22 protein-coding genes and 2 pseudogenes are annotated in these 26,697 nt (G+C 60.0%); 3 read left to right on the forward strand and 21 right to left on the reverse strand.

What is annotated here, in order from left to right; genetic code table 11:
- Positions 1-459 precede the first annotated feature (459 nt).
- Complete coding sequence (locus UNPA324_RS28055; protein ID WP_141937106.1) at positions 460-1,671, forward strand: IS256 family transposase; 1,212 nt, start codon at positions 460-462, stop codon at positions 1,669-1,671.
- Positions 1,672-2,128: 457 nt separating this feature from the next.
- Here the strand turns inward: UNPA324_RS28055 and UNPA324_RS28060 are convergent, their stop codons facing one another.
- The 9 genes and pseudogenes from UNPA324_RS28060 to panD form a co-directional block, all read right to left on the reverse strand.
- On the reverse strand, positions 2,129-2,626 hold the full coding sequence (locus UNPA324_RS28060) for a MaoC/PaaZ C-terminal domain-containing protein (protein WP_141937108.1): 498 nt from the start codon (positions 2,624-2,626) through the stop codon (positions 2,129-2,131).
- 18 nt (positions 2,627-2,644) lie between these two features.
- Positions 2,645-3,772 (reverse strand): acetyl-CoA C-acyltransferase, encoded by a 1,128-nt coding sequence (locus tag UNPA324_RS28065; protein WP_128918370.1) that lies wholly within the window; start codon positions 3,770-3,772, stop codon positions 2,645-2,647.
- The gene (locus UNPA324_RS28070) at positions 3,769-5,277 is read right to left on the reverse strand and encodes an AMP-binding protein (RefSeq protein WP_141937110.1); all 1,509 of its coding nucleotides are present in this window, start codon (positions 5,275-5,277) and stop codon (positions 3,769-3,771) included. The genes UNPA324_RS28065 and UNPA324_RS28070 overlap by 4 nt, the downstream gene beginning before the upstream one ends.
- On the reverse strand, positions 5,274-5,828 hold the full coding sequence (locus UNPA324_RS28075) for a biotin transporter BioY (RefSeq protein ID WP_141937111.1): 555 nt from the start codon (positions 5,826-5,828) through the stop codon (positions 5,274-5,276). The genes UNPA324_RS28070 and UNPA324_RS28075 overlap by 4 nt, the downstream gene beginning before the upstream one ends.
- Positions 5,829-5,839: 11 nt before the next feature.
- The gene (locus UNPA324_RS28080; protein ID WP_128918372.1) at positions 5,840-6,466 is read right to left on the reverse strand and encodes a CbiQ family ECF transporter T component; all 627 of its coding nucleotides are present in this window, start codon (positions 6,464-6,466) and stop codon (positions 5,840-5,842) included.
- A complete protein-coding gene (locus tag UNPA324_RS28085; RefSeq protein ID WP_245471631.1) occupies positions 6,463-7,233 on the reverse strand; it encodes an energy-coupling factor ABC transporter ATP-binding protein in 771 nt (256 codons plus the stop codon). Before UNPA324_RS28085 ends, UNPA324_RS28080 begins: the two co-directional genes overlap by 4 nt.
- A gap of 24 nt (positions 7,234-7,257) precedes the next feature.
- On the reverse strand, positions 7,258-8,106 hold the full coding sequence (panC, locus tag UNPA324_RS28090) for a pantoate--beta-alanine ligase (RefSeq protein ID WP_141937113.1): 849 nt from the start codon (positions 8,104-8,106) through the stop codon (positions 7,258-7,260).
- A 2-nt stretch (positions 8,107-8,108) separates the two neighbouring features.
- The gene (gene panB / locus UNPA324_RS28095; RefSeq protein ID WP_141937115.1) at positions 8,109-8,993 is read right to left on the reverse strand and encodes a 3-methyl-2-oxobutanoate hydroxymethyltransferase; all 885 of its coding nucleotides are present in this window, start codon (positions 8,991-8,993) and stop codon (positions 8,109-8,111) included.
- Positions 8,994-9,020: 27 nt separating this feature from the next.
- Positions 9,021-9,474, reverse strand: a pseudogene (panD, locus tag UNPA324_RS28100) (aspartate 1-decarboxylase).
- 373 nt (positions 9,475-9,847) lie between these two features.
- Between panD and UNPA324_RS28105 the strand changes: the two are divergent.
- Entirely contained in the window at positions 9,848-10,147 is a 300-nt protein-coding gene (locus UNPA324_RS28105) for a Dabb family protein (RefSeq protein WP_128918376.1), read from the forward strand.
- A 235-nt stretch (positions 10,148-10,382) separates the two neighbouring features.
- Here the strand turns inward: UNPA324_RS28105 and UNPA324_RS28115 are convergent.
- From UNPA324_RS28115 to UNPA324_RS28160, 10 genes and pseudogenes are all read right to left on the reverse strand, one after another.
- A pseudogene (locus UNPA324_RS28115) lies at positions 10,383-12,010 on the reverse strand (methyl-accepting chemotaxis protein).
- 417 nt (positions 12,011-12,427) lie between these two features.
- On the reverse strand, positions 12,428-13,708 hold the full coding sequence (locus UNPA324_RS28120; RefSeq protein WP_245471630.1) for an MFS transporter: 1,281 nt from the start codon (positions 13,706-13,708) through the stop codon (positions 12,428-12,430).
- 182 nt (positions 13,709-13,890) lie between these two features.
- Positions 13,891-14,943, reverse strand: coding sequence for a 2,5-dihydroxypyridine 5,6-dioxygenase NicX family protein (locus UNPA324_RS28125; protein WP_128918379.1), 1,053 nt, complete (start codon positions 14,941-14,943; stop codon positions 13,891-13,893).
- Positions 14,924-15,814, reverse strand: coding sequence for an alpha/beta fold hydrolase (locus UNPA324_RS28130; protein ID WP_128918380.1), 891 nt, complete (start codon positions 15,812-15,814; stop codon positions 14,924-14,926). The genes UNPA324_RS28125 and UNPA324_RS28130 overlap by 20 nt, the downstream gene beginning before the upstream one ends.
- A complete protein-coding gene (locus tag UNPA324_RS28135; protein ID WP_128918381.1) occupies positions 15,811-16,527 on the reverse strand; it encodes an isochorismatase family protein in 717 nt (238 codons plus the stop codon). Before UNPA324_RS28135 ends, UNPA324_RS28130 begins: the two co-directional genes overlap by 4 nt.
- Before the next feature lie 33 nt (positions 16,528-16,560).
- Positions 16,561-17,772 carry an FAD-dependent monooxygenase gene (locus UNPA324_RS28140; RefSeq protein WP_128918382.1) on the reverse strand — a complete coding sequence of 404 codons (1,212 nt, stop codon included), beginning with the start codon at positions 17,770-17,772 and terminating at the stop codon, positions 16,561-16,563.
- A gap of 37 nt (positions 17,773-17,809) precedes the next feature.
- Positions 17,810-18,298 carry a (2Fe-2S)-binding protein gene (locus tag UNPA324_RS28145; protein WP_128918383.1) on the reverse strand — a complete coding sequence of 163 codons (489 nt, stop codon included), beginning with the start codon at positions 18,296-18,298 and terminating at the stop codon, positions 17,810-17,812.
- A gap of 1 nt (position 18,299) precedes the next feature.
- Positions 18,300-19,169 (reverse strand): FAD binding domain-containing protein, encoded by an 870-nt coding sequence (locus UNPA324_RS28150; RefSeq protein WP_128918384.1) that lies wholly within the window; start codon positions 19,167-19,169, stop codon positions 18,300-18,302.
- A 2-nt stretch (positions 19,170-19,171) separates the two neighbouring features.
- Complete coding sequence (locus tag UNPA324_RS28155) at positions 19,172-19,624, reverse strand: SRPBCC family protein (protein ID WP_128918385.1); 453 nt, start codon at positions 19,622-19,624, stop codon at positions 19,172-19,174.
- A 4-nt stretch (positions 19,625-19,628) separates the two neighbouring features.
- Positions 19,629-21,887, reverse strand: a complete 2,259-nt coding sequence (locus tag UNPA324_RS28160) for a xanthine dehydrogenase family protein molybdopterin-binding subunit (RefSeq protein WP_141937119.1) — start codon at positions 21,885-21,887, stop codon at positions 19,629-19,631.
- A 433-nt stretch (positions 21,888-22,320) separates the two neighbouring features.
- Here UNPA324_RS28160 and UNPA324_RS28165 point away from each other — a divergent pair, with 433 nt between their 5' ends.
- Positions 22,321-22,791 carry a MarR family winged helix-turn-helix transcriptional regulator gene (locus tag UNPA324_RS28165; protein WP_128918387.1) on the forward strand — a complete coding sequence of 157 codons (471 nt, stop codon included), beginning with the start codon at positions 22,321-22,323 and terminating at the stop codon, positions 22,789-22,791.
- A gap of 872 nt (positions 22,792-23,663) precedes the next feature.
- Here the strand turns inward: UNPA324_RS28165 and lpdA are convergent.
- Positions 23,664-25,394: a dihydrolipoyl dehydrogenase gene (lpdA, locus tag UNPA324_RS28175; RefSeq protein WP_128918389.1), complete on the reverse strand. Its 1,731-nt coding sequence runs from the start codon at positions 25,392-25,394 to the stop codon at positions 23,664-23,666.
- Positions 25,395-25,401: 7 nt separating this feature from the next.
- A complete protein-coding gene (locus tag UNPA324_RS28180; protein ID WP_141937121.1) occupies positions 25,402-26,688 on the reverse strand; it encodes a 2-oxo acid dehydrogenase subunit E2 in 1,287 nt (428 codons plus the stop codon).
- Between the last annotated feature and the right edge of the window lie 9 nt (positions 26,689-26,697).

Below are 26,697 nucleotides of genomic sequence, written 5' to 3' on the forward strand. Positions count from 1 at the left end.
CATCGCTCCACCGGGAGCGCTGCAGCAGGTCGATCGCGGCACCCTAGGCATCAGGATCTGTCTGGGACATCCGGAAACCGAAGAAAAGCTGGAGAAAGCCTTTTCCGAACTCAGGCTGATCCTTGAAAGTGCAGAGGCAATGTCGTTCGTATAACGGCGACCTCATACCGACCTTCAAAGCCCGGCGTAACAAGCGAGCATCCCGGCGAGCTTCGGCTCCACTGATCGCAAATCCGCCGCGGTCATCGATCCCGACGTGGCAGATGATTTCCTGCTTCAAATTGTTCGGACCGCTCCGAACGTGGCCGAGCGACTGCAATCCCGCCTCGCGCGAAACCGGCTTGCACTAAGGGGAGTGCGGGTACGTTATCGGTTGCGGCCTATTCAGGACCCCAACAGGTTTTACCTTGTCGGAATGGCTCGGTAGCAAACTCTCGACGAAGAGCAGCTCGTGTTTGAATGAGTTCTGAGAGTTGTCGGGGGTTCGAGTCCCTGGAGCGCTACCGCTTTTCCCCACAACGGCCAAGCCTACGATATCTCAGTAGAGTCGAGGAAGGGCGCGGTTGCTCGGGCCGTGCGGCCTCGCCCCGTTTCCCTTCCCCGCTCATCAAACCGGACGTGCGGATTTACCGCATCCGGCTTTCCGACTGGCTTCATCATGAGGCACGCAGCGGCGACATTCCACGCCCGCGCATTCCAAAGCTGCGCAAGGGTTCCTACTTTCCCGGCTTCCTGGAGCCGCGCCGGATGGCCGAGAAGGCGCTCACCGCGGTGGTGCAGGAGGCCTACGTGCAGGGCGTCTCGACCCGCTCGGTGGACGATCTGGTGCAGGCGATGGGCATGAGCGGCATCTCCAAGAGCCAGGTGAGCCGGCTGTGCGCCGAGATCGACGACAAGGTGAAGGCCTTCCTCGCCCGTCCGATCGAGGGCGACTGGCCGTATCTGTGGATCGACGCCACCTACGTGAAGGTGCGCCAGAACGGGCGCATCGTCTCGGTCGCGGTGATCATCCCGGTCGGCGTCAACAGCGATGGCCGGCGCGAGGTGCTCGGCATGGATATCGGCCCGTCCGAGGCCGAGACGTTCTGGACGGCGTTCCTGCGCAAGCTCGCCCGCCGCGGCCTGCGCGGCGTTAAGCTCGTCGTCTCCGACGCCCACGAAGGCATCAAGGCCACCGTGGCCAAGGTGCTCAACGCCAGTTGGCAGCGCTGGCGCGTGCACTTCATGCGCAACGCGCTGGCCCATGCCGGCAAGAGCGGCCGGCGCGTCGTCTCCGCCTTCATCGCCACCGCCTTTGCCCAGGACGATGCCGAGGCCGCACGAGCGCAGTGGCGCAAGGTCGCCGATCAGCTCCGTCCCAAGCTGCCCAAGCTCGCCGGCTTCCTCGACGAGGCCGAAACCGATGTGCTCGCCTACATGACCTTCCCGCCGCAACACCGGACCAAGCTGCACTCGACCAACCCGATCGAGCGTCTCAACGGCGAGATCAAGCGGCGCACCGAGGTGGTCGGCATCTTCCCCAACGAAGACGCCATCGTCCGCCTCGTCGGCGCGATCCTGCTCGAGCAAAACGATGAGTGGGCCGTCCAACGCGCCCGTTACATGACGCTGGAAACCATCGCACCAATGAGCGATGATCCAACCGTCAGTCTTCCGGCTATCGCCAGCTGACCGGCCCGGCTCTTGCCGGTGAACGTGATCCGCCGCCAGCTACACCACGCCACGGGACACGATCTCGGGGCGCACTCCAATCTTACGCATAGGGCAGTTCGTGAGCGCGTTGGGCGAGTGCAGATTACCCTCACAATGGCGAAAGTTGAAAGACCTCCAGCTGCAGGTCAGCGAAAGCGGCCTCTATCGTGGAAAATCGAAAACGACCAAAGGCACGTGGTGCCCTCGTCGCCTTCCTTCCGATCCAGATTGCAGGTTCAAATCGCGGAGGCGCAACCACCGATGCCGACATTCGGTTCAGGTTGCGATCTGACCGAGGCGTCCCCCTGCCCTTCGAATGACGGTGGCCATCCGCTAAGTTATTGATTTTACTGATAGCGACAGGCATTTGCGTCACCCTTTGCTCACGGTCGTTTCACCCAATTCATTGCGTGCCCCGTGGGGGATGGCTCCTGCCTCAGTCAAAAAGCACATCGGTACGCTGTGAGGTTAGAGCCCGTTGCCCGGAGCCCAGCTCGAGATCGCACGATGCGTCCACCTGCACAAAACGCGACCGCTGCTTCACGAGGGTCAATCGCACCCGTAACCGGAACACGGCGCCGGGACAGACCGGATGGCGAAACCGAACCGCACGGAGAGCCGCCGCACGACTCTGCGCGGCACCGGTGACTACATACGCCTCCTGCAAAAGAGCCGGCACGAGCGCCAGGAGCAATTGGCCGGGCACGATTGTCGTACCTTCGTCCAGCTCGCGCCTGGCACGCTCCGCATCGGTATGAACCCAGTTCCGATCACCCGTCATCGCGACGAAACGGTCGACCTCATCCTGCGTCACCGATCGCCAGCGGCCGGGAGCGAGTTCGGTGCCCACGAAGGCCGCAAGATCGATCGCCCGCGCAACGCGAAGTGCGGTCGCCTGCGTCGGAGTTTCGGGGTCTGGCGGCATTTGAATCATCGCGCCCCGTCCTTCTCCTCAGATCGTCGCAAGTAGGGCGCTGCCGAGCCCGCCCGCGGCCGCGATCGCCGCCAGCCCGATCGCGCCGGATGATTCCGATTGCATTTCATGCCACAGGCGCACGGCCAGGATCGCGCCCGATGCACCGATCGGATGTCCCCGTGCGAGTCCGCCGCCACCGCGGTTGAGGGCCAATTCCTGCACCCCGATGCCGTCGACGCAGACAATCGCCTGGGCGGCAAATGCCTCCATGACCTCGGCCACCGCAATCTGCGCCGGCGCGATCCGTTGCGCTGCAACGAGGCTGTTTGCCGCCGCAATCGGCGCCGCGCCGGGTATGGCCGGGTCGCCGCCGCGGCGGGTCGCCGATATGATCCGCAAGGGCCGCCTCGCGTTGAACCGTCGGGCCATCGCCTCGGAGACCACCAGCACGGCTGCTGCCGCGTCGGCTTCAACCGCCACCGTCGCGCGCGTCACGCCGAACGCAGTATCGCCCGCAAGTGGTGCAAGGCGTGTGCAGGTCGCCCCCGTCAGGGCGCGAGGAAAGGCATCGTGCGACAGGCCTGCGAGCGGCGTGATCTCCGCCGCGTCAGGCGGATTTTGCAGCGCCTTGCGATGGCTTGCGACGGCGAATTCATCCTGCCGTGCACGCGAAATGCCGAACCTTTCAGCCAGCGTCGCTGCGGCAGCAATCATGTCAGGATCCCGTTCCGGCCATGGCACGAACGGGGGACGGTCATAGGGTTGCGGCGCCTCGCCGGCGTGGCGCGGCCGCCGCGCGCGCAATGGCGCACGACTGAAACTTTCGACACCGCCGGCGATGACGGCGTCCGCACTTCCGCTCGCGATCCGCTCGGCGGCGAGCATGATCGCGTCGAGGCCACCGCAGCACTGGCTGTCGATGGTCAGCGCCGGGACGTGATCGGGAAGACCCGCCCGCAGCGCGGCGATCCGCGCCGGGTTTCCGCCACCATACAGCGCATTGCCGAAGATGACGTCGTCGATCGCCTCCGGCGCGATGCCAGTGTCGGCCAGCACGGCCCGAATTGGCGCCGCGCCAAGTTCGTCGGCCTCCAACGCCTTGAACGCGCCGCCTCGAGGGGCGACCGCCGTGCGGCGTGCGGCGACGAGATATGCGGCGCTCATTGCAGCAACTCGCAGGCGCCGGCGTCCCAGAGCTGGCGCAGCGCATGGAAATCGGTCTTGCCGGACGAGGTCATGGGCCAGTGCGAGGGCACGGCAAAACGGCGCGGGATCTTGTAGAGCGGCAGGCTCAGGCGAGCATGGCTTATCAGTTCGGAGGACGCCAGGCGCCCATCAGGGCCGAGCCTGAGTAGTGCCACCAGCCGCTCGCCCCGATGCTCGTCGATGGCACCGAGAACCCCTGCCGCGATAACGGCAGGATGTCCCTCAAGCACACGCTCGATCTCCTCCGGATGCACATTCTTGCCGGCCGTGATGATCATGCGGCTCGCACGGCCGACGAGCCGCAGGAAGCCGCGCTCATCGAGCATGCCGATGTCGCCGACCGACACCGCGTCGCCGTGACGTGGCAGTAGCGTTTCGCTTCCGCAGGCATACTCCATGAAGAGGAAAGGACTGGCGACGAACACCTGACCGGCCTCTCCAGGCGGAAGGCATCGCCCGAGATGGTCGCGGATGGTGAGGCTGACAGCTGCGAACGGACGCCCGACGGAGTCCGCTGGGACGTCCTCCTCGTCCTTCGCCACGGTAACGAAGCTCAACTCGGACGCGCCGTAGAACTCGGAAAAACGCGCCTCCGGAAATTGCCGTCGCAATTCGGCGAGCGCGCGACCTTGCCATTTGGCACCGGACGACAAAATCCACCTCACGCTTGCGAATGGCGGCAGGCCATCGCGCATGGCGGCTTCGATCATCATTTCAAGCTGGGTTGGGACGCCATAGATCACACTCGCCCCGTGCGATATGATCAGACGGTTGACGAGATTGGGCCGGAACTGCCGACAGAGAATGACGGTCGCTCCGACATAGAGCCCGTGCGCAAGGCCGTAGAGAAACAGCGAATGCGTCAGCGCACCCGGCGCAAGAACGATGTCGTCCGCGCCGATGTCGAATTCGCGGTCCCCCGCCCGAAAACTCTCGATCCACGATCGATGATGGCGGCGATATCCTTTCGGCGTCCCGGTCGATCCCGAAGTGAAACCGACATAGAACGGCATCAGTGGATCCGGCTCGGCCATTGCCGCGGACAGCGGACCGGCGCCGATGGCATCCGCGACGGACGCAAACGGGCCGTGAGGATCGACAACCGCCAGAACTTCCGTCTCGCCGGCCAATGTTGCATCGCCACTCACGACGATCCCGGGCGCCAGCGCCGTAAGCGCAAGCCGCGCGGTCTCCGTCGGCCAGGATGGATCGAGAATTTGCGCTTCCCGCCCTGCGCGGCAGGCGGCGAGAAACAGCAGCACGAGCGCCGGCCCGTTGGGCAGATGCAACGCAACGCCGCGGCCCGCCGGCACCACCTTCGCCAAATGTCCGGCGAGGCGATTCACCGCCTCATCGAGATCTCTCCAATTCACCGCATGGTTGTCGCAAACGACGGCCGGTCGGTCCGGCGTTTCGCGGGCATGCCACGACAGCGTTCCAGTGATGGTGGAGGTCTCGGTCATGAACGGCTGACGATTGCAGCCGGATAACTCCGGTGCGACGCCTCCGCCACAAACGCGGTGGCCAGCGCCTTCAAAAGATCGCCCGGCACGAACACGGCGGATGCAACCAGAGCCTGCTGCAAGTTCATCCTTGCCATCGCCATCAGGCCGAGAATACCAAAGGCATACTCCACCACGATGCCGCCCGTGATCGCGGCAACGAGCGCCGCTGGGAAAGCCGGCAAGGTCCTCAGCCGCGCCATCACAAGACCCGACATAAAGGCTGCGGGAACCCAGCCCAGCAGGAAGCCAACCGACGGCCCGAAAAGCACGCCAAGCCCACCGCGTCCGCCCGATAGCAGCGGCACTCCGAGCAGCACGACGAACAGAAACAACAGCACCGCCAGCGCGCCATGACGGGGGCCAAGGATAATCCCGGCCAGCATGACGCCGAGCGTCTGGGCCGTGATTGGCACACCCATGGCGATTGGCAAGACGATGCTAGGCACCATACCGAGCGCTGCGATGACGGCGGCAAGTAGGGCGATACGAACGATGGCGCGGGACTCCACGGGATTTTCTCCTACAACGGGGATGAGTGATGATCGGCGGCGGACCGGTCGAAGCCGCGCGCATCAAGCGCTTCCGCGACGCGGTCGGCAAGTTGCAGAATGTCGGCGACGAAAGCGGCTACCAGTCGCGGCGGAATGCGCCGGTGCGTGCGTGCCTTCCAGGCCTCCTCGCGCGCGCGCCACCGCGCCATCAGGACGGGCACAAAACGCAGGACGAGGGCCACGGCAAGCGCCATCTTGCGCGGATTGACGCCAAACGGGCGTAGCAGGCGGAACACTGGCGCCAGCACCTCCATCAGCGCACTCATCGTGGTGGTCATGCTGACGAGATCGGCGAGCAGAAGCATTGCCAGGAGCCGCATCGTAACGACGGCGCCGGCATTCCAACCAGCAGACGCAGCCTGCACACCGCCGACGACCACAAGCAGCGGCAGCAATGGCCGCAGCAACTTGAGGCGCGCGATACCGACCCGGCCGAAGCCGGCATAGACCATGGCGATCATCGCCAACACGCCCGCCAGAATCCGCCAGTCGCCGACCGGCAGCAAAAGCACACTCAGGAGGGCAAGGCCCACGAGCTTGACACCGGCCGGTACGCGGTGCAGCCAGGTCTGTGGCGCGAGGCCGTCGGTCATCATGACGTCAGGGCGTCCCCTGCCCCAACGATCGTTGCATGGGCCCGGTAGGCGGGCAGCACTTCGGCGGGTCGGCCATCGAGGCGGATGTGGCCCGCATCCAGCCAGATTATGCGATCGAACTCTGCGAGCAGCTCGAAATCATGAGACGCCATCACGACTCGCTGCGGAAGTGCCGTGATCCTGCGATACATCCGTAATCGTGTCGGCAAGTCGAGACTGGCGAAAGGCTCATCCATCAGCAGAATCGACGGGTCCGTTGCGAGCAGCGCCAGGATGCAGACAAGCTGCTTCTGGCCGCCGGACAGCTCGTTGACGTTGCGTTCCGCCCATTGGGCGCAGCCGTGCCGCTCCAGTAGCGCCATCGCCTGTTGGCGCGCCTGTGGCGCTGGCATTCCCCGCTCCGCCGGTCCAAAAGCGACCTCCTCGACGACGGTCGGAAAAATGAGCTGATGGTCGGGATTCTGAAACAGAAAGCCGACTTTTGCCGGAAGGTCTTTGCGATGCCGTACCGTATCGAGCCCCGCCACCTCGACGCGCCCGCTAGCCGGCAGGAGCAACCCGTTCATCAGCCGCAACATCGTGCTCTTGCCTGAACCATTGTCACCAATCAGGCCGATCCGGCGCTCAGCTAAGTAAAGCTCGGGAATGGCAAGAACCTGACGGTCCGCACGCCGAAACTGCACTTCTTCGAAGATGATCCCTTCAGCCGCCCGACGAAGGTGAGGACGGCGTGCGGGAGGCTCCTCGCGTCGGACAGCTTCAATCAAGAAGATTCTTTCGCCTCTGTCGCGCTACGGAGTTGGCTGAAGTATCACGTTGTCAATAAGCCTCGTCGAGCCGACATAGGCCGCCACGCACAGTGCCGCGGGGCGGTGCAGCGGACTTACGGCGGGTTTGAGCGTGTCGCCGTCGACGAGCTCAAGGTACTGCAGCCGATCGACCGTTTCCAAAGCCGTCTTAGCGATTGCAATCAGCTTATCCACGTTCCGCTCCCCCAAGCGGAACTCCTCCGCTGCGCCGAATAGTGCACGACTGATGGCGAGGGCCCGCCCTCGGTCTTCCCCGTTGAGATACCGGTTGCGGCTGCTCATTGCGAGACGGTCCGCTTCTCGGACGGTCGGCACGGTAACGATCTCGATCGGCAGATTCAGATCGATGGCCATCCGACGCACGACCGCGCACTGCTGAAAATCTTTTTGCCCGAAGAACGCGACGTCCGGCTGTACCATGTTGAAAAGCTTGCTTACGACTGTCGCGACCCCACGAAAATGTCCCGGCCTGAAAGCGCCGCAGAGTGGTTTCGCGAGCTCGCCTGGTTCAACGAAGGTCTCGAATTGAGCGGGATAGATTTCCTCCGCCCCAGGAGCGAACACGATCGCAACTCCGGCATCGCGGCACAGTTTCTCATCGCGCTGGAAGTCGCGCGGATACGTGCTGAGATCCTCGCTTGGTCCGAACTGAGTGGGATTGACGAAAATGCTGACCACGGTGACGTCGCATTGCGCCCGGCTGGCGTCGATCAGCGCCAGGTGGCCGTCGTGCAGATAGCCCATTGTCGGTACGAATCCGACACGTTTGTCGGCTCTGCGAGCCTCCGCGAGAGCGCGGCGAAGCTCGGCGACCGTCATGATTGTCTGCATTTTTACGCTTCACATCGGGTTCGGTTGGAGGGCGCCCAGTTTGCGATCGTTTCGCCTATACCTTCGGGAAGCCGGTAGGACTCTTGCGGTGCCGGGAATGTACCGTCGCGGACATCGGCAACCCATCGGGACAACGCCTCCTGCAGCACCCGGAAGCCGTCGGCGTAGGTACGAACGAATCTTGGGACGTGGCCTTCAATCAAGCCAAGCACGTCGTGGAAGACCAACACCTGCCCCGAGCAACCAGGACCTGCGCCAATCCCGACGGTAGGTATGGTCAGCGTTTCTGTCGCTCGCGCCGCGAGCTCGGCCGGAATGCCTTCCAGGACCAGAGCGAAGCAGCCGGCCTCTTGCAGGCGGTGGGCGTCGTCGAGCAGGCGCAAGGCGTCATCGGCCTTGCGGCCCTGCACTTTGAATCCACCCATTGCATTGACGCTCTGCGGGGTCAAGCCGAGATGACCCATCACCGGAATCTCGCACTCGACCAGGGCACGTATCATTTCGACGCGTTTGGCTCCGCCCTCGAGCTTTACTGCGTCGGCGCCCCGCTGCAAGAAGCCTCCGCCGTTGCGGATCGTGTCCTCTGTACTGAGGTGAAAGCTCAGAAATGGCATATCGGCCACGAGCAAGGCTCGAGGTTTCACACGCGCAACCGCCTCGAGATGGTGATTCATCATCGCGATGCTGACCGGAAGCGTATTGTCGAATCCGAGGCAGACGTTTCCGACGCTGTCTCCGACAAGGATCATATCCACGATGGGATCCGCAATACGTGCGGTGACCGCATCATAGGCGGTCGTCATCACGAGCCGCCGCCCCCCCTCTTTCCACCGTTGCAGCCCTGGAAGCGTGACTCGCTCGCCCGTGGCTTCTGAGGTGTGGCTCATTCTCGCCCCCTATCTCGTCAGCCGGCCTTAGTTCGATTCCGCGGATCGAAGTGGTATAGGTTTCACGTCGCCTGCCTCACCTAGTATCTCGAAACCACAACGCTCGGCACCATCACGTGACTAAATAAGTCATGCGATCAGAAATGTGATTGTCGCGATCGAAGGTAAGGATTCTTGGTCTCAGCCGAGCGATCTGCGACCCATCCACGTACGTCGAACTGCAGACGATGATCTGGTCGCCGACTTGGCAGGTGCGCGCGGCGGCGCCGTTGAGCACACAACAACACGAGCCGGGCGCGCCGAATATTACGTAGGTCGAAATTCGCGCCCCGGAGTTCTTGTTCCAGATCTCCACAAACTCCATCGGCAGAATCCCCGCCTCATGGCATTGATCCGGATCGAGCGTGATTGAACCGTGATAGTGAAGATTGGCCTCCGTAACGTGGATGCCATGCAGCTTTGCGGCCAGCACTTTTCTCATCTGAAGGTTCCGTTAAGCCTGGCTCGTGTCCCTAAAGCCGACGCTCTCCTATGGAGCACGAGATGAAACTGTCAACTGAGGGAGAGAAAAAGAAAAATATCTCTAAAAAGCAGCAGCCGGACGCGAAGGAACATCTAATGGTCGCGCGATCATCGCGTAAGAACTTCCCACCCTATCGTCATGGAAGGCGGAGTCGCCGCAAGCTGGGCACCGACGTTTCGAGTGCATTAAGTGTCCCACATGGTCAACCGAGGACTCCAGATCTTGTTGAATCTATGCCGGCCGTCGGACACCTCATGTTTACGAGTAGACAGCCATTTCGAAGCCCGTATAGATCGCCGGGCAACACTCATCGCGCACAGCCAGAGCCGCCATGATTCGTCACATCGTCTTCTTCACCGCGAACAGCAAAGCCCATATCGATCAGATAATCGACGGTTTGTCGGTTCTCACCACAATCCCGCATGCGCGCCGGCTCGAGGTCGCCCGCAACCGCAAGACTGACCAACTCGGGAACGACATCGACATCGTGGTTTATGGTGAATTCGACAATGAGGCTGAGCTCGCAGCTTACAAAGCGCACGAACTCTACCAGGAATCGATCAAGCGGGTGCGACCACTAAGGGAACTGCGCTTTGCGGCCGATTATAGTTTGGCTGATGTCGCGCCCTAAGTCAGATGCATGTCATAGGGCTGTCCTGGATCGAGCCGACTACGGCTATGCGATGTCTCGCGGATCGACCATACCTCACGTTCCTGGATAGCGCGGCAGACGACGCTCCGACTACCGGCAATATCATCGGCGATCTCCCACGTGTGAGGGGCGCTGTGGCCGACTTACACGCCGCGCAGCAGGAGAGTGACAGCAGTGCTACCACGAGCGATGTGCCGCCGGCAGGACCGTCCGGTCAGGCGGCTCGCATTGTGGTCAAGAATTGATCTACCGCCACACGCAGCATCTTCGACTGATTCTCCAACCCACGCGCGTTAGTGAGAACCTCGCCGGCCGCCGCACCGGTGGCGGCCGCTGCAGTGCTGACGCTGCCTATATGGAGTCTGATCTCGCTGGAGCCCGCGGCAACGGACTGGATGTTGCGCGCAATTTCGCTTGTCGCAGCACTCTGCTCTTCGATCGCGGAGGAAATGCTTAACGTGATATCACTCATCCTAGCGATCGTTTGCGCAATTCCGTTGATGGCGAGAACCGCGTCATTTGTAGTTGCTTGCATAGTCCCTACTTGCACGGCGATCTCTTCCGTAGCCTTTGCCGTCTGATTGGCAAGCGCTTTAACCTCGGCCGCCACCACAGCAAATCCGCGTCCGGCGTCGCCCGCGCGTGCCGCTTCGATAGTGGCGTTGAGGGCCAGGAGATTGGTCTGTGCGGCGATACTATGGATGAGTTGGACAACTTCGCCGATCTTTTCGGCCCCGTTTGACAGGACCTGCACCGTAGCGTTTGTGCGCTCGGCGTCACCAACGGCTTGGCGGGCGACTCCGGTCGACTGCAGCACCTGTTGCGATATCTCTCTTACCGATGCCGATAATTCCTCGGCGGCAACGGCTACCATTTCAACGTTCCCAGATGCTCTTTCTGACGCAGCGTCGACAGTGGACGCGCGCATACTGGCATCCCTTGCGGTTGTGGTCATGATATCCGCTGTGCCCTGCATATCGGCGGCTGAGGAGGCGACCGCACGAACGAAGCCATCTACGCTTTGCTCAAAATCATTCGCTATGCTCTCTAATGTGGCACGGCGCTCAGCAGCCGTGAGCCGTTGAGCTTCGGCCTCAACTTGCTCTAGCCTCCGAATACGAATTGCGTTGTCTTTGAACACTTGGACGGTGGCGGCCATCGCGCCAATCTCATCTTTCCGACCAACACCTGGAATGTCTTGCTCGAGCTTGCCGCTAGCGAGCTGCCCCATGCAAGTGCCTAACGCGGCCAATGGTTTAGTGATGCTGCGACCGAGGAACCAGGCGATGACACCCGAGACCAGTCCGATTACGATGATAGCCCCACCAAGGGACCACATGATCGGTTGTAGCTTGGCATCAAGATCATCTAGATACGCACCGGAACCGACAAACATGTCCCATCCAGGAATGCCCACCGCGTAGGACAGCTTCCTGATCGGCTCCTTTTCGCCAGGCCTCATGAACTCGTAACGCAACACAACATCGCCGTTCGCTGCCACGCCGTCGCGCAATTCGCGGATCAGCGCACGACCGTTTGTCTTGCCGTCGAGACGATTGACCCCGATTGTCTTCGGATCCTGAGAGGCTACCGCGACACCATCCATCGTATTTGCGAAAATATAGCCCGCACCCTTGTCATACGTCATCGTCTGAGCACGACGTGAGAATTCCGCGATTGCGGCCTCTTTGTTGAGTTGGCCCGCGTCAACTTGCTTCTGCAAGCCCAACGCAACGTTCTTGGCGATATCGACGATCGCGCGGGTCTGCTCGACCCGCGAATTGATCATTCCTTCTGCATCAAATAGCCCGCAAGCAGTCCAGCCGAGAAGAGGCCTAGCATCGAGACCGCCACCAGAATGCTGATCTTGGGAGTGATCGGCAGGTTATTGAGTAGTTTCAAGGAACGTCTCCAAGGCAATTACCGGTAGGCACGGCCGCATAGATTATTGCTCGTATACAAGTGATCGGTTTAGGTTTCGTTACAGCCGGTACAAATCGGACAACACTTGCGCGCCGGCGGGCCGGCGGCTTACCGCATTCAATAGCGGTGCTAGATAATCTCTCACAATGGCTATCGAACGCTCGCGCGTCGTCCGATCAACGTTACGGTACGACGAGGACGTCGATATCAGAGAGTGGCAGGCATCGTTGACCAACATCGGACGACGGAGTGCCAGCTCCTTTCCCTACGCACGCATCGACGAGATGAGCACGTCGACAGCCCTCATCTCGCCGATCAACCGTCCTTCCATCAGCGTCAAATGCTCGTCACCGAAGCAGCTTTCATCGTGGCATCCGTTTCCGTGCCGCCTTCAAAACCCTTCGCGGATAAATCCCGACCAAGGGTCTCGGGAAGCAGAAGAGAGGCGAGAATGAAGATAGCTGCAGCGGGAAGGGCCACCGCAACCATGCCGTTGAGCAGGCTTCCGCCGAAATTGGCGGCCGCAAGTGGCACAATCACAGGGGCTATGCTGCCGAGCCCGCGCCCTCCCATATAGAATGTAGACACCGCCGTCGCACGCAAGTTGACCGGATAGAGTTCAGAGATCCAGACACCGGTCACACCCAGCGCTACGTTGCCAATCCCGAAGCCGATGTAGAGCCAGAACATCGGCCATTCGGTTTTCGATCCGGCGTAGAGCTGGCTTCCCCACATGGCCATACCGACCAAAGACCCGACCCAAAACAGCGCGGGCACGAGGGCTCCGAAGCGGCGGCCAGCCCTGTCGTTGAAAAATCCGTTCGCGAGGTAGCAAATGCCGCTGACCACCGAGAGCAGAACGGCTGTCGTGCGAACGATATCCCCTGGTGTATGCATATCCCGCAGCAGCAGCGTCGGAATAAAGGAGACGACGCTGTAGTAGCAGAGCATGTAGCTCATCAGCCATACGAAGGCGATGACGGTCTGCCGTGCTAGCCCATTGCGGAAGAGATCCGCAAGGGGAAGTGTGCGAGCTTCTGCGGTGACCTGACCGGCCTTGCGTTGCGCCTCATACTCCAGCCAGATCTTGGATTCAGGCATGAAGAAACGAATGAAGATAATCAGCAGAATGGGCACGCCGCCAGTCAGCAGTCCGATACGCCAGCTCCACTCGTCGCTGAACGTCGCAATCAGCCAAATGCCAACGATTGACGCCGTGGATGACGCGATCACGGCACAGCCTTGAAGCGCCGCCGCCCCCAAACCTCGGCTGCCTTTTTTCCAGGCCTCGTTGAAGAGCACCATGCCCACGCCATACTCGCCGCCAAGACCGATGCCGGTGATCAACCGCAGCACGGCAAGCGACCAGTAATTCCATGCGAAGGCCGAAATGATCGCGGCAACCGAAAACAGCGCGATTGTGAGTTGAAGCGAGGTCTTTCGGCCAAGTCGATCACCGATGACGCCAAACAGCGCGCCGCCAATGGCCGATCCGAACAATGTCAAAGCCTGCAGTGAACCGATCTCGGCCAACGATAGCGCCATCGACCGTTGAATCGCGGGCAAAAGGAACGGAAAGATCAGAACGTCGTAGAAGTCGAGAATGTAGCCCAGCATTGCTGAGATCATAATCGAATACCGTTGCCTCGCCGTGTAATCTTCCGAAGTTCCGATATTTGTAGACATGTGGTGCGCTTCCCGTTGAAAGAACTGGACAAGTGATGGTCGTTACCGAAACGCTTTCCGCGTCATTGGGAGTCGCAAATGCGGCTCCGGGCACCGATTTTGATGCGCTGGGCCTAGCGGCCCGGCGCTCTCAATTCCGGATAAGCAAAGTCGCCTTTGTCGAGGATGTGGATATCGTCGAGCCACAGGCTGCAGCCACGAAGCGGGATGTCCAAATGACACGGCGTGTCATTCGTGCCGCCGAGCTCCGTGTTCGGACCCGTCGAGAACAGGACGTTCCCGTAGAAGGAAAGCGCATTCATGATGTGCTCCGACGTGAGATCCTGGGAGGCCGCGATGTGGTGCCAGGTGGCACGCTCGTTCGATCCCCAGCCGATATGCGAGATCGCCCAACCGCGCGGATCGCCGAAACTGTCGATATAGTTTTTGATGAGGAGCGCGTCGGTCCCCTCGCCCTTGAGATCGACGATGTAACCGTCCTTTACGGTCAACGTGACCGGCGACTGAATATAACGCTTGAACGCGCAGAGGATGTCACCTGGCATCAGCACCACCGTGCCGTTAACCTCGCCGTCGGTCGCCTGAGTGAAGGCGAAGCCTGACGGGAAGTGATCCCAGCGCCCAGGCTCATCCGTGTATCCGTATTCGGAAATGACCGGGTACTGCTTCAGGCCATAAGTTACGTCCGTTCCGCCCGGCGACGTGATCCGCATTTTGCTGGCTGACTGGAGAAGGGTTCGAGAGAGCTCGGTTCGCCGGCGCAGATCTTCAGTCGGGAACATCTTCTTGAGGATGTGGAACGGCTCCATCACGCGCAAGATGCGCGTACCTGCTTCCTGAATTTCGGCTTGCTCACGAGAGAATAGCAACCCGAGGAGATCGATCACCATATCCACGCGCTTGAGCGTATCGATCGCCGGCTGGTTGCCCGTGAGCGCATGCCGGCCCTGCAAGCCCGCGACCTTGCCCTGGCCGTACTTCGGTACATTCAGATGAAAGGTCGTTGCGCCCAGGGCCCGCGCGGCCAGCATGAAAGCCTGAGCGTATTCCTGCTGATCCTCGCCGCCGCTTAGGACGGCAACGACTTCGTCCTTCTTCACCTTGCAGAGCGCCAGCTCGGCCTTAAAGAGCTCGAGCATTTCAACATCAACGATTTGTCGGGACATCTTCACTGACCTCCTGTCTGCCGAACGTAGACGCGCGACCGTCGAACCGATCGCGTGGTCGCGCTAGAAGCTCTTCAACGATTGAAAGGAAACCCTCGGTATCATCGATTTGCATTTGGTGACCCGCGCTTTCCAGCGTCCTGGTCGCGATCGACGGCAGCAATCTGCGAAATTCTTCTTCATCTTCGGGCCGAATGACCCCTCCCCGTCCCGCAACGATCAATGCGGTCGGAACACTGAGATGGGCGAGGTCGAGGTGAATATCATCGTGATGAAAGCCCTTGTGGCTCTCGATGAGCGCTCGCTCGTCGCAGGTATGCATCCACTCGGCCCGGGTGCGGATGTGCTGCTCGGGCCACCGCGGAGCAGAGGGGCGCCGTAGCGCCACGTCGGCTTCTCCGCGCTTCGCGCTTTGCAGCAATTTGAGAAGCGGGTCGACCGGAATCGGATAGGCGCGACGTCCAGGACCGGAAACTGGCGGGTCGACCAGTATCAGTTGGTCCATGGACGATGGCCGCCAACGCGCAGCGCGGATCCCGATGCGGCCACCCATCGAGTGGCCCAGCAGCGTATAGGGGCCCATTCCGAGCGCTTCAGCGAACCCGATGAGGTCGGAAGCGCATGCGTCGAGCGAGTAGTCGAGATGCGGGCCGCTTTCGGAAAGGCCGCGACCGCGCACATCGAGCACGAAAACGTCGTGTCGGGAGCACAGGCGCTCTGCGATGAACGCCCATTGCGCCGCAGTCGTCGAGATGCCGGGGACAATGATGATCGCCGGCCCGGCTCCGCCGAACCGCAGGTAATGCTGCCGAATGCCGTTGGCTCGCACATTGGCGCCGTAAAGCAACCCGGATGTCGCGACACTGCTCACGTCTTGTGATCCTTGATGTGGTCATCCGACAGCGCGCGAAGCCGCTCGATGGCGGCCTCCGTCGGCATGACATCCGCGTATTTGCTGGCAATATCGAAGAGGTTGACGGCATGCGATGTGCGCGAGCGGTCGTAGACCGCATCGCTCGGCACGATTGATTTGAAGTTCATCGCGCACGCATCCACGACCGAAGCCCGCACGCAGCCGCTGGTCGTGCAGCCGGTCACCACCAGCGAGTCGACGCCGGCACCGATCAGATACGTCGCAAGCGGAGTGCCGAAGAACGCGCTTGCCTGCGTCTTCGGCAGGACCAACTCGCCGGACCCCGGAGCCACCTCGCGGACGAAGTCATAGCCCTCGGGCGGGATCCGCATGATACCCGGGATTTTCGCGGAGAATGCGCCCTGGTCCTGGCCTACCTTCGGTGCAACGTGCGGGAAGATCACCGGCCACTTTTTCTTGCGAAACAGCCACATCAATGCGGCGATGTGTGCGATGGCATGCCAACCGGGCTCGCCGCAGCTGGTGGGGTATTCCTTGATCGCCTCGCGGATCGGCATCGGCCGGCTGCCGACCGAACGGTACTGCACGTCGATGACCAGCAATGCCGGCCGTTTGCCGAATCCCGCCGCGCCACCCAGCCCGGCGAGGGCATAGGTCTCGCGCTCGTCCAGCGGTATCACATCGTCCCAGGGTTGCTTGCTGCCATTCACTGTTGCGCTCCAGCGTTCACAATCGTGAGCATGTCAGTGAAGCGGCACGGTGGTCGCGTCGTATTGGTAGATCCAATCGTATCGCGCAGCTGTCGCTTCCGGTGCCCATTGGGTCTTGATGTAACCACCCGCCGTCTCCGGCTTGCACAGCGCCTGGTTATGGAAAATCGGCAGCATGCCGGCCGCGGACTTCACGACCTTGGTGGTGCGATCGAGCCGCAGACCCTGATACGTCTTGAATGCCGCCGGGATATCATCGGGATTCTCCCCGAAGCAGCGGCCGAGGACGGATGCATCCTCCAGGGCCATGTTCACACCCTGCCCGAGGTAAGGCAGCATCGAATGGCAGGCGTCGCCGAGCAGGGTGACGCGTCCATTGGACCACGTACCCAGCGATGGACGCACGAACAGGCCCCATTTGTTCAGGGTATCCACGTTCTTGACCAACTCGACGATATCGGAATGCCACCCCTCGAAGTCCTTTAGGCAGTCCTCGATGGAGCCCTTCTCCGACCAGGACTCGAGCAGCCAATCGTCGTGGTCGACCTGACCTGAGAAGGTCATCATGACCGTATCCTGCCAACGCACAGGATAGGCCGTGACATGCGCGGTGGGCCCTATCCAGGTCGACACAACGGCGTCGCGCTGATGCGGTGCGAGGCGATCCACCGGCACGAGGCCACGCCAAGCGATGGCCTTCGTATAGTGGCTCTCGATGTTTCCAATCAGCCGGGTACGAACTTTTGAATGAGCACCGTCGGCGCCGATCAAAGCGCGTCCTGCGACTTCGGTTCCGTTGGCGAGCTTGACTCGAACCCCATGTTCGTTCTGGCTGAACCCGACGACATGCGCGTTCAGATGGACAGCGCCTGGCTTCAGGCGACGCACGCCGTCGACGAGAATTTTCAACAAGTGAGCACGCAGCAGCAGATAGGGCTGATTTCGCGCTGCGTCGGAGGTCCTATCGTAGAGGGACCAGGCCTCACCGGTGTTCCACAGCCGAATGTTGCGTCGCTCGGCCGCTATGCAGTTCTGTTCAACTTCTTCGGTCAAACCGAGTTCTTGAAGGACGCGGACACCGTTCATGGAAATCCAAAGACCCGCTCCGACCTCGCGCAACTCAGATGCTTGCTCGAATACGTCACAATCAATTCCGCGACGAAGCAGCGATAGCGCCATTGCCAGACCACCAATACCGGCGCCGGCAATGAGGACACTGGATTTGCCGACCTGTTCAATGCTCATGACATCTCTAAAAGTTGATTGCGCTGCTTACCGAAGGTTAGATGGCATTTTCGGAGGCCTGCTCGCTGGCAAGACTCTTCACAGCCTCGAATATCTTGGTGTATCCGGTGCAGCGGCAGAGGTTGCCGTGCAGGTAATGACGTATCTCTTCGTCAGTCGGGTGTGGCGTTGCTTTCAGAAGCGCTGTGACGGCCATTATGAAGCCAGGTGTGCAAAAGCCGCACTGGAGGCCGCCGTGAAGTACAAAGGCCTTCTGAACCCGCGATAGGCCATCCGGAGGCGTCACGCCTTCGATGGTCGTGATCTCACGCTGGTCGACATCGACAGCGAGCATGGTGCAGCTCGAAATTGGCTCGCCGTCGAGCAGAACTGTACAGGCGCCGCAAACCTCCATGTCACAGGAGCGCTTCGTTCCCTTGAGACCAAGCTTATCCCGGATAAGGTCGATCAGAAGCGTATGTGTTGGGACGTCGAGCGCGATCATCTGACCGTTCAGCCAGAATGAAATCGGAAGCATGTGGGTCATTTCACGCTCCCCCGCCGACGGAGATCGCTTCTTCGACGTTTCTCAGAAGCAGGACTCCTGCCAGATGTCGCTTGTAGTCCGCGCCACCATGCCGATCCTCATTGACTTCAAGCTCATCTAGCGCGGTCGTGAGCACAGCCTCGATGGCCGAACGGACTTCGCGGACAGGGAGGCCCCGAAGCGCGTCCTCGACCACCTTCAAAGGTTGAGGTCGCGACCCGAGCGCTCCGACCCGCACGCGGGCACCTTTGATGGTCGCTTTGCCAGCGTCGATGGACCAGGCCATCGCGACGTTCACGGAGGGCCTCTCTCCATGCTTGAACCGCCGATAGGTCACCGGGCCGTTCGGGCACGGAAAGACAATGAGTGTCAGCAACTCGTCCGGCTCTCGTATCGTTTCCAACTCACTCCGGATGAAGTCGTCAGCGGGAACGACGCGCGTACCGTCGCGGCCAATGAGCACGAGACGCGCATTAAGAGCCGCGAGCAAGGTCGGAGGATCGGCGTGCGGTTCTCCAAAGCAGAGATTTCCACCGATCGTGCCGACGCTGCGAACCCTGATGTTCGCCACATTGGCACAGAGCGACGACAGCGCTGGCACATGCTCACGAATGACGGGATCGCTGGCAATCTTGGCGTGCGTACACCGTGCTCCGATTTCGATATCATTCGCTTCGTTCAAACAAATGCGATTTAGGCCAAAAATCCCTTTGATATCGATAAGCCGGTCAGTGTGAATAACGCGCATCTTCATGGCCAGCAGCAACTCGGTGCCGCCGGAATAAAACATGCCGTCGCCGGATTCTCCGACCCCGCGTATGGCATCCTCGATTGTCGAGGGCCTGTCGAATTCAAAAGGAGAAGGCAGCATGATTAAGCCGCACCAAGCATTTCTTTGAGCCGCTTTTCAAACTCCTCGAAGTTCTGATCGACACGTCGCTTGATGACGCCGAACCCCATGGTCGCAAGTCGGCCCTGCACGTCGACCTTTGCATCTACAGCAAACGTCGAAGAGCTGGATCCCTCGGGCGTGACGGTCACGTCGAGGACCACCGCCAGCCTTGTTCCGGTAAGTTTGTCGCGGCCCGTGGCGCGTGTGCGCACATGCGACGGCTCCGTCATCGATTCGACAACAATGTCGGCCGGAACCTCGACCTTGAAGGGACCGATCTTCTGCTTGACGGTCGCTTTGTAGGTTGCGAGCCGCTCAATTTCCTCGACGTTCTCGCAACCAGGGATACAGCCGGATATGCGAGGGACGTCGAGCAGTGTGCTCCAAAGCTGGGTGGGCGACGCCGGCACGACCATCGACATATTGAATTCCATGAATTCAGCTCCTCTTCTGCAGGGCGCGCCAAACCTTTTCGGGCGTCATTGGCAGGTCGGTGATCCGAATGCCGTAGGTAGAGAAAAGCGCGTTCGCGATTGCTGGCGCGACCGGAAGGATTGCTCCCTCGCCCATCCCCTTGGCGCCGCCTGGTCCTGGGCCGTCGCCATTCTCGACAAGGATGGTGTCAAACACCGGCGGAACGTCAGATATGCGCGGTATCGAATAATCGATTGGGGTCGCATTAATGGGTTGACCATCCTCGAACTCCAGCGCCTCGTGGAGAGCGTGTCCGAAACCCATGACGGCGGCTCCCTCGTCCTGCCCTTCCGCGGCGACGCGATTGATCACGCGGCCAACGTCAGCCGCGCTGGCGTATCGAGGGACATGAATCTCACCAGTATCTTCATCGACAACGATTTCAGCGAGACCCGCCGACGTCTCCCAGAACAGAGGAGACTCTGCTAAGGCCCCCTTCTTCGAGCGTGGCGTGATCGCGCCACGGCCGATGACCTCTCCCGAGTCGACACCAAGCGCGCGATGAAAAATTTGATGAAAAGTGAGAACTTCTGATCCAGTCGAGATACCTCCCTCGACGAGCGATAAACTCTCTCGGGGAAGCTCCCATACGTCGGCGACCATTTCGAGGATCTGATCGGCCGCGTCGAGTGCGGCGTTCTCGACCGACAGGCCGACGACAACAGTCGATCGGCTCGCGCCAGTGCCCCAGTCGTAAGGCGCAACGGCCGTGTCGGTGCGTAACACGGTTACCGCGGAGGGCGGTTGCTTCAAGGTCTGCGCCGCTATACGAGCCATGGTCGCGTGCGCCCCTTGTCCAATTTCTATACTGGAGACTGAAACCAGGATCGAGCCATCGATCTTGAGACGCACGATCGCATTGCTGATCGGAGTGTTGGCCGGATCGGTCGCGGCGACAGCGAGCCCGCTTGCCCGACGATTGGATGACTGCGCCTTTGCGGCGAATGACTGGGTCACACGCCCCATCAACTCGCCCATATCCATGTCGAGGGCCCGCAAATCCGGGCGGATTCGTTCGCCGCGTGAAGCAAAGTTCAGCAAACGAAACTCCGCCGGATCCATGCCAATAGCGGAAGCCACATTGTCCATGTGTGATTCTTTGGCCCATACCGCTTGCGGCCCACCAATCGAGCGGAATGCAGCACCTGGGATGGTATTGGTGTAGACCGCAGACGCCTCGAGGCGCAGATTGGGCACAACGTAAGGGCCCATAATGCGATTTGCCGCTTTGGTGGCAACGGCCGAGCCGGTGTCAGAATATGCCCCGCCATCTAGAAGCAATTTGGCGCTCTTGGCCAGAATCCGCCCTTTCGCGTCCACAGCCGTTCGGATCGTGATGTCGGCACCCAGCCTTCGGCAGGTGAGCATTGACTCAATCATGGATTGAGCGATGCGGATCGGTCGCTGCACCTTCCATGATGCAGCCGCAACCAGAGGCTCGATCTTGACTGAAGCCTTGCCGCCAAATCCGCCGCCGACGAACGGAACGATCACGCGCACCTTGGCGAGCGGCAATTGGTAAAGACGCGACAGCACCTTTTGAACGGCGGTCGGCGTTTGCGCTCCGGCCCAGACCGTAAGAGAATCTCCACGAAAGTCCGCAATGACTGCATGCGGCTCCATCGCAAAGTGCGAAATGGCTGGGAACGTGAACCGGTCCTCGTGAATGTAGGCCGCAGCAGCTTCCGCAGCGTCAACGTCTCCGACGCTGTTCCGGTAAGTGTGGAACACGTTGCTGTTCTGAGTGGGCCGGGCACCGCCCTTGAAATAAAAATCTTCGAGGTTTTCGTGCCGCTCGTGGATGAGCGGCGCATTGTCCATGATCGCTTCCTGAATGGTCGTGGCGCGTGGAAGCTCGTCGTATTCGACGTTGACCAGCTCAGCGGCGTTTTCTGCGATTTCTATGGTCTCGGCGATCACCACCGCGACCGGCTCGCCCACATACCGCACCCGGTCGATGGCAATGATCGGTCGGTCCTTGAGCACAACCCCCCAACATCCGAAGGACGCGACATCGTCACCTGTAAGTACGTCCACAACACCATCCACCGATCGGGCAGCGCTCGTGTCGATCGAAACGATGCGGGCGTGGATGGCAGGCGAGCGAACCACAAACCCGTGCAGCATTCCCGGGATCGCCAAATCGGTCACGTATTCGGCGCGTCCCGTGACCTTTTCGATCAGGTCCGGTCGGACCGCACTCATGTTGTCAGTCGCCGACATACGCAAATCCGTTGGTATTTAGGTGCGTCGCCCCCTTAAGGCGGGAAGCCCAAGCCTCCCGAGAGCAATCTCAGGACATTACGATATATATCACTTGTATGCAAGTGCTGCACTTGTGTACGAGTCATGGAAATGTGCCCAATCTCGGGCCGATGGTCCGACGCAAGCCGCAACGGACCGGTCTAACCAAGCGTTTGCGCCAAATAGCTTCGCCCCTCAGCCGGAGCGGAATTCCAATTGCGAACGACGGACGCACCCAAAGGGTGCCCCCGCCGGCGCTCTCAACGCAGCAAATCGCGATAAAACCGGACGAAGTCGAACAACGATGGATTTCCAAGGTCAGGAAATGTAGACAATCGGCCGGCACCGAAGACATTCGGAGCTAAAGCCTGTCTCTTCTTGAGCTAAGGCAACCTACCGCAAGGAAGTAAAAGTGGTGCAACCCAAAACAAAGCCGCGCCCGGCGGAGAAAGTTAAAGAAGCTATAGATTCATACCGGTTGGATGACGCACCGGGCTTCTTATTGCGAGTCGCGCTCCGTACTCACACGTCGATCTTCGCCGCCAAGATGATTGAAGAATTAACGGGGCCCCAATTCTCGACGCTGGCGAAATTGAGGGAAGTAGGTCCTTGTTCGCAAAACCACTTAGGACGGCTAATTCATTACGACTCGGCGACCATCACCGGCGTAATCAATCGTCTGAAATCACGCGGCCTCATCAAGAGCTCAAAAGACCCTCTGGATCCGCGGCGACGCGAGATCGATTTGACCGAGAAGGGGAGACGGATAGCGGACGCAGCGATTGAAACTATCGGCGAGATTTCTGGCGAGACCTTCGCCCCCCTGACCCGAGATGAATTTCGAACGCTTACCGAAATCTTGAAGAAGATCATACAACGCTGATCAACCGGCTTCGAGCGACATAAGATTTAGCCAAGCGTCGAGAAAAGGGCCCGGCGATCGCGCCGGGCCAAGTAGAGGGAGGAAGCGAAAGATTGGAAACCTTTCGCAAACGCCGAATGCGGAATTCGATCGCAGAAACCCAACGAACGACTTCCAGCAGCAATACGATTGTACACATCAGACCGCATTTTGTGCTGAAGTCGGCACCTCTCAGCGCTATTTCCGGCATTTGACGCGTCGTATGATTTCGACAGCACCACAAAGAACGGGCGCGTGACTTGGAAGGCACCGGCTCCGCACGTCCGGAACAGCTCCTTTCATCGCCCGGCTCAGATCTCGCAATGCCCGCACCGCTGCATTTGCAATTCAGAGGTCCCAATCGCCGACGGTCCTGCCAAGGATGACTGCCGGGTCCGCTCGCGTTGATGAATGTCCATTCCTTGAAACTGCGCGCTGAAGAAATCGCGCCTATTTCCCGAGGGGCTGTCCTCGATCGTCTCTACCTAGCGCGCGGAGTATCTTTCTTCTGAAGCTCGACAGGTCGAACAGGAGCCTTGGCACTCTTTTGAGCGCAATCGCCTTGCCTTCGATTGCGAGATGCAGAACTCGCACCAATCTGCCAAGACCGAGTTCTACAAATGCGACCCGAACATGCGGATCGTTCGCAATCCAGAGTTGGTTGTCTACAATGACGATGGATGCCGCCAGATCAGGTCTTCTCTCCAGAACGAAGTCTCGACATGCCGCGGCAAATTCCTCCTCTTGAACGCTCAAAGGTACCTTGACGTCCCTCCGAGAATCTCCCGCCATATTCGGGTTCCATACGAACGACCGGCAGCGAGACACCTGATGCCGGCTCAGGTTTTGGATTTCTAGTGGCTCGCGCGCTTGGTCGGCCTCTTCGCACCCGGCAACACATCCGTGCAAACGCCTTCATACACTTCGGCAGCCAGGCCTATTGTCTCTCCGAACGTCGGATGTGGATGAATGGTCTTGCTGATATCAATTGCATCGGCGCCCATCTCGATCGCCAGACAGATTTCTCCGATCATGTCGCCAGCGTGCGGGCCAACGATCACACCGCCGATGATGCGGTGCGTCTCTTGGTCGATGATCAGCTTGGTCATGCCATAGGACGCGCCCGAGGCGACCGCTCTGCCCGAGGCGGCCCACGGAAACTTCGCGGATCTAACGCGCCTGCCTGAAGAGGCAGCCTCATGCTCCATGACGCCAACCCAGGCCACCTCGGGATCAGTGTAGGCAACGTTCGGGACGATCTTCGCGTCAAAGAAGCTCTTGAGCCCGGCAGCCACTTCGGCCGCAACATGCCCCTCGTGAACCGCCTTATGGGCGAGCATGGGGTTGCCCGCGACATCTCCGATCGCGAAAATATGAGGCAAATTCGTCCGCATTTGCCTGTCGACTGCAACGAAACCTTTTGCGTCGCATCTTACACCAATCTTCTCCAAGCCAAGACTTGCGCTGTTCGGCACTCTGCCTGCGGACTGCAGGACAAGATCGTAAGTTCGACGCCCCGGCTTTGCGCCTTCAATCTCGACCGATACGCCCTTACTATCGGCCGTGGCGCTCACTACACCCGCATTGAGATCAATATGTTGGAACCGATGAGCGTTCCTGCTTTGCCATATCTTCACAGCATCCGGATCAACGCCGGCGAGCATACTTGGCAATCGTTCAACGAGATCGATTTGAGCGCCAAGCGCGCTATAAATCGTGGCCATCTCGAGTCCGATGATGCCAGCCCCGACGACAAGCATTTGCTTCGGAATCGTCTTTAGCTGCAGGGCTCCGGTCGACGTGACGATCCGCTTGTCTTTCGGAAACACACTTAACTTATTCGCCGAGGAACCCGTGGCGATGATGCACTTCTCGAACTCAACATATTGAGACGCACCAGTATCGAGATCGATTGCCAAGCAATTCGACGCGACAAATCTGGCAACTCCGTTGATGATTCTAACGTCCCGCGCCCGCGCCATCTGACCGAGCCCGTCAGTCAGCTTCTTTATTGTTCCGTCCCTGAACGATCTGAGTGCATTCAGATCCAATTCCAGTGCGCCGAATCGCACTCCCTTCTCAGCGATCCTTTCGGCCTCTTCCTTGGCCGCCGCGATGTGGAGCAACGCTTTGGATGGAATACACCCGACGTTCAGGCATACGCCACCCAACGATTGGTATCGCTCAATCATCGCGACCCTGAGACCCAGATCCGCGGCGCGATATGCAGCAGAATATCCACCTGGTCCACCACCGATCACGGCGAGATCGAAGCGTTCCTCGCCTCCGCCAGATGCGGCCGAGCCATTCTGGGCTTCAGCCTTGGATGGCGCCCGGTCCGGCGCAATCGGTTGCGCTTTGGCAATGACGGTGCCTTGCGACACTTTATCGCCAACCTTCAGAAGCACCTCCTTGATAGGACCCGCGATCGGCGAAGGAATTTCCATCGTGGCCTTGTCAGATTCAACAACGATAAGCCCCTGCTCCTTGTCAACGATGTCACCGTCTTTGACGAGCACCTCCACAATCTGAACGTCCTTAAAGTCTCCAATGTCGGGGACCAATATATCGATCACGCGCTCCATGGGGGCCTCACAACGCGTATCGCCGCAGATCGTTCAGCAGAGTCGCGACGAAGCCCAAGAACCGCGCGGCAGCGACACCGTCGACCACCCGGTGATCCCACGAGAGCGTTATCGGAAGCATTTGACGCGGCTGAAATCCACTTCCGTCCCAGACTGCCTCGGTGACAGCGCGCCCCGCTCCCAGGATCGCCACTTCGGGAGCGTTGATGATTGGCGTGAACCCATGACCGCCGACGCCTCCCAGCGACGAGACCGAGATGCAGCCTCCCTGCATGTCCCCCGGGGATAACTGACCTCCAAGGGCCTTGTCCGCGAGCGCACGCATTTCGGAGGCGATCTCTATCAGTCCCTTCTTATCGCAATCTCTGATGACCGGAACCACCAAACCCTTGGGAGTGTCGACTGCAAATCCGATGTGAATGTACTTCTTGAGAATTAGGGCATCTTGATCAAAGGACGAATTGAAGCGGGGATATTTCTTCAGCGCAAGGGCTGCTGCCTTAATCAAGATCGACACCATCGTCAGCTTCGCTGAGGCCTCCCCCACCTCTCCATTGATATTCTTTCGGAACGCCTCCGCGTCGGTCACATCAGCTTTGTCGAAGTTTGTGACGTGCGGGATCGTGTTCCAGTTTCGTGAAAGATTTGCCCCTGTTATCTGCTGGATTCTCGAGAGAGGCACTCTTTCGATCGCGCCGAACTTTTCATAGTCTGCCTTTGGCAGCGCTGGAGCGATTGCAGATGGCGGCAACTGGGTCGACCCCATCACCTGCTTCACGTGGCTCGTAACATCATCGTGCAGCACCCTGCCCTTGGCTCCGCTTGGCACGACGAGGGCCAACGGCACGCCGAGTTCCCGCGCCAATGCGCGAACCGACGGTGATGCATGCGCCTGACTTACCTCGGGCCGTCCGCCCCGGTCCTCTAATCCACTTGGCTCAGGCCTTTCTCGTACCTTGATTGACGCGGCCCCTCCCTGCGCCACAGCACCGACATCCTTCTCTGATGAAGCCGGTTCCGCACTCATCTCTTGAGCAGGTGAGTCACCTGATGCCGATCCTGCTAGGATCATCAAGATTGATCCTTGAGATACCAAGCTACCGACCTCGATCATCAACTGCTTGACTTTTCCTGCCGCGGGAGACGGCACCTCCATCGTTGCTTTGTCAGATTCGATCGAGAGCAATGGTGTATCGATTACGACATCATCGCCAATCGCAACGTTGATTTCAACGATCGGCACGTCCTTGTAGTCCCCGATGTCCGGCAGGACGATTTCTATTGAATCAACCATGATTTCGCT

The organism is Bradyrhizobium sp. UNPA324, from assembly GCF_006658635.1.
GTDB lineage: Bacteria > Pseudomonadota > Alphaproteobacteria > Rhizobiales > Xanthobacteraceae > Bradyrhizobium > Bradyrhizobium nanningense.